Genomic DNA, 8,240 nt, shown 5'->3' with positions numbered 1-8,240 from the left:
GACCGGCAACGGCGGGGCCTCGTGCCCCGCCTTCTCCTGACCCGTCCGCCATCGGACAGGAAGGCCAATCCAGCGCCAAGGAGAATTCCATGAGCTTCAAGCCCCGCCATTTGCTCGCCGCCCTGCTGGCCGCCGCTCTGCCGGTCGCCGCGCACGCCGCCGAGCCCCGCGAAGTCCGCCTGGACTACGCCTACTACGCCCCCACCAGCCTGGTGCTGAAGGACCAGGGCATTCTCGAGAAACGCCTGGCCGCCGACGGCATCTCAGTGAAGTGGGTGTTCAGCCAGGGCAGCAACCGTTCCCTCGAATACCTCAACGGCGGCAGCGTCGACTTCGCTTCCACCGCCGGCCTCGCCGCCGTGCTCAGCCGCGCCAACGGCAGCCCGGTGAAGACCGTGTACATCGCCAGCCGTCCGGAGTGGACCGCCCTGGCCGTGCCCAAGGACTCGCCGATCCAGACCCTGGCCGACCTCAAGGGCAAGAAGGTCGCCGCCACCAAAGGCACCGATCCCTACCTGTTCCTGCTGCGCAGCCTGCAGAGCGCCGGCCTGGGCAAGGGCGACGTGGAGATCGTCCACCTGCAGCACCCGGACGGCCGCGTGGCCCTGGAGCGCGGCGACGTGGATGCCTGGTCCGGGCTCGACCCGCACCTGGCCGCCAGCCAGCTGCAGGCCGGCTCGCGCCTGCTCTACCGCAACCTCGACTTCAACAGCTACGGCGTGCTCAACGTCAGCGACCGCTTCCTCGAGGAACAGCCGCAGCTGATCGGCAAGGTCATCGCCGCCTACGAGGAGGCGCGCCAGTGGACCATCGCCCACCCGCAGGAGACCGCCGAGCTGCTGGCCCGCGAAGCCAAGCTGCCGCTGGACGTGGCCAGGCTGCAACTGTCGCGCACCGACTTCGGCAACCCGCAGCCGAGCGCCGAGCACATCGCCGCGCTGAAGGCCGCCGCGCCCATCCTGCTCGACGAGCAACTGGTGCGTCCGGGCACCGACGTGGCCGCCGTGGTCGACCAGCTGATCAGCCCGCAACTGGCGGCCGGCGTGATCGGCCAGCCGGTGGCCAGGGCGGAGCCGTGAGCCATGACCGGTAGCAGCCTGCTCGCCACCTTCCTGGCCGCCCGCGCGGCCATCCGCGGCGAGCATTTGCCCACGGCCGCGCGCCGTCCGTGGGCCGGCAACTGGCGCGGGCTGGTGCTGCCGCTGGCCATGCTGGTGCTGCTGGAGGCGCTGGTGCGCTCCGGCTGGATTCCCGCGCACCAGCTGCCGGCGCCCAGCCAGATCGGCCAGACCCTGTGGTGGCTGGCCGCCGGCGGCGAACTGTGGGGGCACATCGGCGTGAGCCTGGCGCGGGTCGCGGCCGGCTTCGCCATCGGCACCGCGCTGGCCGTGCTGATCGGCGCCTGGGTCGGCCTCAGCCGTCGCGCCGAGAGCTACCTCGAGCCGACCTTCCAGGCCCTGCGGGCGATCCCCAGCCTGGCCTGGGTGCCGCTGCTGCTGCTCTGGCTGGGCATCGACGAGACACCCAAGGTGGTGCTGATCGCCCTCGGCGCCTTCTTCCCGGTCTACCTGGCGCTGCTCGCCGGCATCCGCAACGTCGATCGCAAGCTGGTCGAGGTCGGCCGCCTGCATCGCCTGTCCGGCGTCGAGCTGACTCGGCGCATCCTCCTGCCGGCGGCGCTGCCCAACCTGTTCACCGGCCTGCGCGGGGCGCTCAGCCTGAGCTGGATGTTCCTCGTCGCCGCCGAGCTGATCGCCGCCACCCGCGGCCTCGGCTACCTGCTCAGCGACGGCCGCGAGACCTCGCGGCCGGACATGGTGATCGCCGCCATCCTGCTGCTGGCCGTGCTCGGCAAGCTCAGCGATGGCCTGCTCAAGGCCTTCGAGGCGCGTGCCCTGCACTGGCGCGACAGCTTCGTCGGCGGGGAGGGTTGAGATGGGCGCGTTGCTGGAACTGCGCGGCATCCGCAAGGCCTTCGCCGGCCAGCGGGTGCTCGACGACATCGACCTCAGCCTGGCGCCGGGCGAGATCGTCAGCCTGCTCGGCCCCAGCGGCTGCGGCAAGAGCACCCTGCTGCGCATCGCCGCCGGCCTCGACGAGGACTTCAGCGGCGGCCTGGCGCACAACCCGCTGCTCGATTTCGGCGGTGGCACCGGCATCGGCGTGGTGTTCCAGGAGCCGCGCTTGCTGCCCTGGCTGAACGTGGCGCAGAACATCGGTTTCGCCGATGGGCGCAAGGCCGACGGCGCCTGGATCGGGCAGTTGCTCGACGATGTCGGCCTGGCCGGCCAGGGCGACAAGCTGCCCAAGCAGCTCTCCGGCGGCATGGCCCAGCGCGTGGCCATCGCCCGCGGCCTGTACCAGCGGCCCCAGGTGCTGCTGCTCGACGAACCCTTCAGCGCGGTGGACGCCTTCACCCGGATGAAGCTGCAGGACCTGGTGGTGCGCCTGGCCGACACCTACGGCATCGCCCTGCTGCTGGTCACCCATGATCTCGACGAGGCGTTCTACTTGAGCGACCGCGTACTGATCCTGGGCGGCACGCCGAGCCGCATCCAGCGCGAACTGGCGGTGCCCCTGCCGCACCCGCGCGACCGCCGCGCCGTGGAACTGGCCTACCTGCGCGGCGAGGCACTGACCGAACTGACGCTGTAAACGAACCTCAAGGTGGAAGCTGTTTCCGGGCCGCATGGCCCGGTTTTTTTATCTGCGGGAAGTGTGGCGGGCTCTTGTAGGGTGCGCCGTGCGCACCGGACAGGATTGCTGGTGCGCACGGCGCACCCTACGCAAGCGCGATGGCGCTGCGTCTAGCTGCGCTGCAGCGAAGACGCCGCCAGGCCCAGCCCCAGGGCCACCAGCACGCCGCCGATGGCCCGCTCGATCAGGTGCCGGCTGCGGGCGACGAAGGCGCGCGCCGCATCCGAGGACAATCCATAGGCCACCAGGGCGAACCAGAACAGGTGGGCGACGGCCATGAACAGCCCGTAGCCGAGCTGGGTGAGGGTGGCGGTGTCCGGGCTGATCACCTGGGTGAACAGGGCGACCACGAACAGCGTGGTCTTGGGATTCAGCGCATTGGTCAGGAAGCCCACCCGCAGCGCCTGCCAGTCGGACAGGCGGGGCGCGTCCAGCACCTGCTGCGGGTCCGCCTTGCGGCTGCGCAGCATGCCGATGCCCAGCCAGATCAGGTAGGCGGCGCCGGCGAACTTGACCAGGTTGAACAGCACGATGGACTGGGAGATCAGCAGGCCGATGCCGAGCATCGAGTAGGTCACGTGCACCAGCACGCCGAGGCTGATGCCCAGCGCCGTGAGCAGGCCGGCGCGGCGCGACAGGAACATGCTGTTGCGGCTGACCATGGCGAAATCGGCGCCGGGGCTGATCACTGCGAGCAGGGTGATGGTGACGACCGAGACGAGTTCGAGCATGGCGCAGTCCGTTTTCCTGGTGGGTTGGTCAAGATGAGGGCGGCCCACGTTTCCTGCAAGCGCGGGTTTCACCCGCCCTACACCGAGTAGGGCGGGTGAAACCCGCGTGCGCCTACTCGCCTACCGGCATGTCCATATCCGCCGAACCACCCCAATCCGCCGGATAGATACCCTCGCGCACGTAGCGATGGAAGGACGACCAGGGCCAGTCGACGACCCGTTCCACCAGGCCATGCCTGAGCGGATTGCCGTGCAGGTAATCGAGGTGGCTGCGCAGATCGGCCTCGTCGCGGATCAGATGCTCCCAGAACCGGTTCTGCCAGAGGCTGCCCTGGCCTTTGTCCATCCGCCGTTCGCTCAGCAGCTCGGGGCGATGGTAGGCCGAGCAGGCTACGGCGACATGGCGCTTGATCAGTCGCCAGCGCTTGGAAAAGTCCGCATCGCCGTGCGGCAGGGTCCAGATGGCGTGCATATGGTCCGGCAGCAGTACCCAGCCGTCGATGCGGAATGGCAACCGAGCCCGCACCCGGTCGATGGCTTCGCGCAGGGCGGTGCGCACATCGTCGTGGGTCAGGATGGCCTGTCGGCCTTGGGTGACGACCGTGAAGAAATAGGTTCCGCCGGGGACGGCGGCGCGTCTGTAGTAGGGCATCACAACGTCCTTGTTGTGTGGTGTTCAGGGGGGCGCGGGTTTCACCCGCCCTACGGTTGGACAATGGCGCGCAGCAGCGCCGCGCTTTCGGCGTCGGCGGGGAAGAAGGTCTCCAGGGCCAGCTCGGCCAGGGTCACGTCGTTGGGGGTGCCGAACACGGTAGTGGTGCTGATCAGGCTGAGCACGCCCTGTTCCGTGCGGAACTGCAGCGCCATCAGCACGCTGTCCGGCTGCGGGGCGGGGGCTTCCTCGGGGGCCGGGTAGCCCAGCAGTTCTTCCTGCAGCGCCATCAGCTGCGGGTCGCCGCTGATGTCGATGTCGTGCTGCAGGCGCATCAGCAGGTAGGCACGCCACTGGGCCAGGTTGACGATGCGTGGCGCCAGCCCGTCCGGGTGCAGCGATATGCGCAGCACGTTGAGTGGCGGGCCGAGCAGCTCGGCCGGGATGCCGGCGAGGAACGGCGCCACCGCGTCGTTGGCGGCCAGCAGGTTCCACTGGCGGTCGATGGTGAGCGCCGGGTAGGGCTCGTGGGCCTTGAGCAACTGCTCGATGGCGGTGCGGGCGGCGGCCAGCGCCGGGTCGTCCAGGCCGTGCTGGCTGTACAGCGGCGCGTAGCCGGCGGCGGTGAGCAGGCGGTTGCGCTCGCGCAGCGGAATCTCCAGCTGCTCGGCCAGGTGCAGCAGCATCTCGCGGCTGGGCAGGGCGCGGCCGGTCTCGACGAAGCTCAGGTGGCGGGTGGAGATGTCCGCCTCGCAGGCCAGGTCGAGCTGGCTCAGGCGGCGGCGCTGGCGCCACTGGCGCAACAGGGCGCCGACGGGGTGATGGGCTGTGTTCATGGTTGCCGACGATAGCCCAGAGGCGTCATCGCGACCATTACCTGGGACGTAATCGACGCCGGACGCGATCCGGACGAACCCTATGGCCAGGCGCCGATCCGGCGTCGCCATCCGGAGATTTCGCCATGAACACCCTGAACGCTTCCCCGCTGCTGCGTCGCGCCCTGCTCGCCGATGGCCTGGTCGGCCTGGCCACCGGCTCCCTGCTGGTACTGCTCGCCGACTGGTACGCCAACCTGCTGGCGCTACCCGCCGACCTGCTGTACGGCGCCGGCCTGGCCCTGCTGCCGCTGGGCCTGTTCCTCGCCTGGCTGGGGTGCCAGGAGCGGATCAACCGCCTGCTGGTATGGGCCGTGATCGCGATCAACGCGCTGTGGGCGATCGACAGCCTGGCCCTGCTGTTCTCCGGCTGGGTGTCGCCCAACCTGCTCGGCCAGGTGTTCGTCATCGGCCAGGCCGCGCTGGTGCTGCTGTTCCTCGAACTGGAGCTGATCGGCCTGAAACGCTCGGAAGCGGTGCCGGTCTGAATCCCAGGCGCATGGCCCCGCCCGCGAGGCGGGGCCTTGCCGTCGTGACGACCGGTCCGCGGAGCGGTCCGGCGCGGGATGTAGTGTCCCGCGGAAGTCGCTACAATGCGCCGCCGATTTCTCCACCACCGAGGCCGCGCGCCATGAAACTCCGCTTTCTCCTCTGGATGCTGGGCCGCCTGATGGCCAAGGCCAGCCGTACCAACCCCGAGTTCCAGAAGCAACTGGAAGGCAAGGACCTGGTGTTCCAGCTGCACACCCTCGACGGCAAGCTGGCGCGCCACTACCGGATCAAGGACAAGCGCGTCACCAGCCATGCCGGCGCGGCCAGCGAGCCCGCCTTCGCCATCGGCTTCAAGGACGCCGCCTACGGCTTCGCCACCATGAACGCCAAGAACAAGCAGCTGGCCTTCATGCAGGGCATCCAGAACAAGGACATCCAGATCCAGGGCAACCCGGCGCTGGTGATCTGGTTCCAGGGCCTGCTCAAGCATGTGGTGCCGAAGAAGAAAAAGAAGAACGAGGTCAAGAAAGCGGCCTGAGCCGCTTTCCCTCGCGGGCCCATGCGCTAGGCTGGGCCTTTTCACGGATATCGCCCCGATGCGCCTGTCGTTTCTCCTCGCTCTGCTCCTGTCGCTGGCACTCCCGGTCCGCGCCGAAACCGACGCCACCCTGGCGCGCGTGCTGGACCTGGCCGGGGTCAGGCTGCTCTGCGAGCAGGCCGCGCCGCTGCTGCAGCGCGGCATGAGCGAGGATCAGCAGAAGGCGCTGGGCGAGGCCTTCGCCGCCGGCCCGCTGTGCGACGACCTGGCCGCGCGCATGGCGCCGGGTCTCCAGCAGGAGCAGCTGGAGGCGGCACTGAAGCTGCTCGACAGCCCGCTGGCCCACCACTTCACCGCCGCCGAGCGCGCGGTGGGCGAGGATGGCGGCCTGGCCGCCTACCGCCAGCAGCTGCAGGAGCGCCCGCCGCTGGGGCCGCGCGTGGAGCTGGTGCGGCGCCTGGACAAGGCGGCGCACACCACCGAACTGGCCACGCTGCTGCGCTACGAGGTGGGCAAGACCCAGGCCCTGATGGCTCTGCGCGCCCGCGGCGGCGACCTGGGGGAGCAGGAACTGGCCGAGCAGACCGCCGCGCAGCTGGCGCCGCTGCGCGCCTCCAGCACCAGCGGGATCGAGGCGTTCATGCTCTACGCCTACCGCCAGACGCCCAGCGACCAGCTCGGCGAATACGTCGCCCTCTACGAGCAGGAGCCCCTGCGTGCGGTGCTCGAAGCCAGCGTCAAGGCGCTGCCGGATGTGTTCGCCGCGCGCCGGGCGAAACTGAAGTAGCACGCGGGGCCGCGGCGGCCCCACAGGCACCTACTACTGGGCGTGATGGTTGAACTGCGAAGCCAGTTCGCGCAGCGCCACTTCCGCCTGCAGCACCCGGTTCAGGGCCTCGTCGGCCTTCTCGCGGCTCACGCCCAGACGCTCGAACAGGGCGTCCGGCAGGTCGTGCTGCGGGCCGTTGCCGATGCCGCGGCTGCGCAGCAGGTTGACCGCCAGGCACACCAGGTTCGGGTAGGCGGCGTGGGCGCCGTCGTAGTCCGGGTCGTGTTGGAAGCGCAGCGCGGTGGCCAGCTCCTCCGGCATGTCCCAGAAACGCATCAGCCAGGCGCCGATCTGCTCGCGGGTGATGCCCAGCAGGTGCTGCTCGACGTAGCCGTGGCTGAGATGCGGGTTGACCTCCAGGTGCCGGCAGATCAGCGAGAAGTGCGGCGGGAAGACGTGGGCCAGCACCAGGTAGCCGAAGTTGTGCAGCAGCCCGGCGAGGTAGGTCAGGCCGGCCTCGGGGCGCTGGGCGCGGGGCATGGCGCGGGTCAGGCCCTCGATGATGGCGGCGGTGTAGATCGCCTGCTGCCAGTAGGGTGTGGCCTGCTGCGGCTGGTCCTTGGGCAGGCTGAGGGTCTTGCCCAGGGCCAGGCCGAGGGCCAGGTTGATGACCAGATCGAAGCCCAGTACGCGGACGATGGCGTCCTCCACCGAGCGGATCTTGCCCGGCGCGGCGTAGTAGGGCGAGGCGGCCCAGCTGACCACCTGGGCGGCCAGCGCCGGGTCGGTCTCGACCACGCCGGTGATGTCGTCCACGGTGGCGTCCGGGTCGACGCGCAGCTTGATGATCTTCTGCGCGGTTTCCGGCAGCGGCGGAATCTCGATGGTTTCCTCGAGGCGCTGCTGGATGCGGCGGGCGGTGAACGCCTGCACGGCCTGGGTGATCTCGGCGCGGTCGTCGTCCGGCCGGTCCAGGTTCGGCCGGATGCTGGTCAGCGGCTGGCCGAAGCGGGCGGCGCTGGCCTTGGCCAGGAGGATGGCCTTGTAGTGCTCGCTGTCGATCTCCAGCAGCACGCCGGCCTGGCCCGACTCGATCAGCAGATTGGATTCGTCGAGCAGCCGCTCGTCGTACAGGCAGGGCGAGCTGGTCAGCGGCGGCAGGCCCGGCAGCAGGTCGAGGCTGTGCTTGCCCAGCATGCGCTCCATGCGTTCCGGCTTGACCGCCACCAGCTTGCGGCCGGTCAGCTCGGCCAGGCGGTTGAGGTCGAGCAGCTGGTTCTGCGGGAACAGCACCAGCAGGGCGCCGACCGCGTCCTCCAGCAGGACCGCCTGCACCCGCCGCGCGGCCGGCAGGGCCTGGTGGTCCGGCCGTATGTGGCAGGGCACGCCGAGTTTCTCGAGGAGCTGCAGGATCACCGTCGGCGGGCGCGGAGAGGCATCGGGGGCGAGGGCGACTTCGGTCATGGGCGACATCCGGAAGAAGAAC

10 protein-coding genes are annotated in these 8,240 nt (G+C 69.8%); 6 read left to right on the top strand and 4 right to left on the bottom strand.

Going from position 1 to position 8,240, the window contains the following annotated elements:
• Positions 1 to 89: 89 nt before the first annotated feature.
• The 3 genes from N5D30_RS20160 to N5D30_RS20150 are packed head-to-tail and all read left to right on the top strand — an operon-like array spanning position 90 to position 2,655.
• Entirely contained in the window at positions 90 to 1,079 is a 990-nt protein-coding gene (locus N5D30_RS20160; protein WP_279910401.1) for an aliphatic sulfonate ABC transporter substrate-binding protein, read from the top strand.
• Between the two features lie 3 nt (positions 1,080 to 1,082).
• Positions 1,083 to 1,934 carry an ABC transporter permease gene (locus N5D30_RS20155; RefSeq protein WP_279910400.1) on the top strand — a complete coding sequence of 284 codons (852 nt, stop codon included), beginning with the start codon at positions 1,083 to 1,085 and terminating at the stop codon, positions 1,932 to 1,934.
• Between the two features lies 1 nt (position 1,935).
• Positions 1,936 to 2,655, top strand: coding sequence for an ABC transporter ATP-binding protein (locus N5D30_RS20150; protein ID WP_279906026.1), 720 nt, complete (start codon positions 1,936 to 1,938; stop codon positions 2,653 to 2,655).
• Positions 2,656 to 2,807: 152 nt separating this feature from the next.
• Here the strand turns inward: N5D30_RS20150 and N5D30_RS20145 are convergent, their stop codons facing one another.
• The 3 genes from N5D30_RS20145 to N5D30_RS20135 form a co-directional block, all read right to left on the bottom strand.
• Positions 2,808 to 3,428: a LysE family transporter gene (locus tag N5D30_RS20145; RefSeq protein WP_279910399.1), complete on the bottom strand. Its 621-nt coding sequence runs from the start codon at positions 3,426 to 3,428 to the stop codon at positions 2,808 to 2,810.
• 112 nt (positions 3,429 to 3,540) lie between these two features.
• On the bottom strand, positions 3,541 to 4,080 hold the full coding sequence (locus N5D30_RS20140) for a transposase (protein ID WP_279910398.1): 540 nt from the start codon (positions 4,078 to 4,080) through the stop codon (positions 3,541 to 3,543).
• A gap of 50 nt (positions 4,081 to 4,130) precedes the next feature.
• On the bottom strand, positions 4,131 to 4,916 hold the full coding sequence (locus tag N5D30_RS20135; RefSeq protein WP_279910397.1) for a helix-turn-helix domain-containing protein: 786 nt from the start codon (positions 4,914 to 4,916) through the stop codon (positions 4,131 to 4,133).
• 125 nt (positions 4,917 to 5,041) lie between these two features.
• On the opposite strand from N5D30_RS20135, the gene N5D30_RS20130 reads away from it, so the two are divergent.
• The 3 genes from N5D30_RS20130 (at position 5,042) to N5D30_RS20120 (ending at position 6,772) form a co-directional block, all read left to right on the top strand.
• A complete protein-coding gene (locus tag N5D30_RS20130; RefSeq protein WP_220811246.1) occupies positions 5,042 to 5,443 on the top strand; it encodes a hypothetical protein in 402 nt (133 codons plus the stop codon).
• 143 nt (positions 5,444 to 5,586) lie between these two features.
• Positions 5,587 to 5,985, top strand: coding sequence for a helicase (locus N5D30_RS20125; RefSeq protein WP_220811247.1), 399 nt, complete (start codon positions 5,587 to 5,589; stop codon positions 5,983 to 5,985).
• A 58-nt stretch (positions 5,986 to 6,043) separates the two neighbouring features.
• Positions 6,044 to 6,772 (top strand): hypothetical protein, encoded by a 729-nt coding sequence (locus N5D30_RS20120; protein WP_279910396.1) that lies wholly within the window; start codon positions 6,044 to 6,046, stop codon positions 6,770 to 6,772.
• Positions 6,773 to 6,805: 33 nt separating this feature from the next.
• Here the strand turns inward: N5D30_RS20120 and N5D30_RS20115 are convergent, their stop codons facing one another.
• Positions 6,806 to 8,218 carry an aminoacyl-tRNA deacylase and HDOD domain-containing protein gene (locus N5D30_RS20115; protein ID WP_279906032.1) on the bottom strand — a complete coding sequence of 471 codons (1,413 nt, stop codon included), beginning with the start codon at positions 8,216 to 8,218 and terminating at the stop codon, positions 6,806 to 6,808.
• Between the last annotated feature and the right edge of the window lie 22 nt (positions 8,219 to 8,240).

Origin of the sequence: Pseudomonas sp. GD03875 (assembly GCF_029840585.1) — a bacterium.
Classification (GTDB): Bacteria; Pseudomonadota; Gammaproteobacteria; order Pseudomonadales; family Pseudomonadaceae; genus Aquipseudomonas; species Aquipseudomonas paralcaligenes.
This window is presented reverse-complemented; position numbering and strand designations above follow the sequence as displayed.

Excerpts from the sequence above, each read along its gene's own strand:
- N5D30_RS20160 (WP_279910401.1), top strand. The coding sequence starts at position 90 with ATGAGCTTCAAGCCCCGCCATTTGCTCGCCGCCCTGCTGGCCGCCGCT.
- N5D30_RS20155 (WP_279910400.1), top strand. The coding sequence starts at position 1,083 with ATGACCGGTAGCAGCCTGCTCGCCACCTTCCTGGCCGCCCGCGCGGCC.
- N5D30_RS20145 (WP_279910399.1), bottom strand. The coding sequence starts at position 3,428 with ATGCTCGAACTCGTCTCGGTCGTCACCATCACCCTGCTCGCAGTGATC.
- N5D30_RS20130 (WP_220811246.1), top strand. The coding sequence starts at position 5,042 with ATGAACACCCTGAACGCTTCCCCGCTGCTGCGTCGCGCCCTGCTCGCC.
- N5D30_RS20125 (WP_220811247.1), top strand. The coding sequence starts at position 5,587 with ATGAAACTCCGCTTTCTCCTCTGGATGCTGGGCCGCCTGATGGCCAAG.
- N5D30_RS20135 (WP_279910397.1), bottom strand. The coding sequence starts at position 4,916 with ATGAACACAGCCCATCACCCCGTCGGCGCCCTGTTGCGCCAGTGGCGC.
- N5D30_RS20115 (WP_279906032.1), bottom strand. The coding sequence starts at position 8,218 with ATGACCGAAGTCGCCCTCGCCCCCGATGCCTCTCCGCGCCCGCCGACG.
- N5D30_RS20150 (WP_279906026.1), top strand. The coding sequence starts at position 1,936 with ATGGGCGCGTTGCTGGAACTGCGCGGCATCCGCAAGGCCTTCGCCGGC.
- N5D30_RS20120 (WP_279910396.1), top strand. The coding sequence starts at position 6,044 with ATGCGCCTGTCGTTTCTCCTCGCTCTGCTCCTGTCGCTGGCACTCCCG.
- N5D30_RS20140 (WP_279910398.1), bottom strand. The coding sequence starts at position 4,080 with ATGCCCTACTACAGACGCGCCGCCGTCCCCGGCGGAACCTATTTCTTC.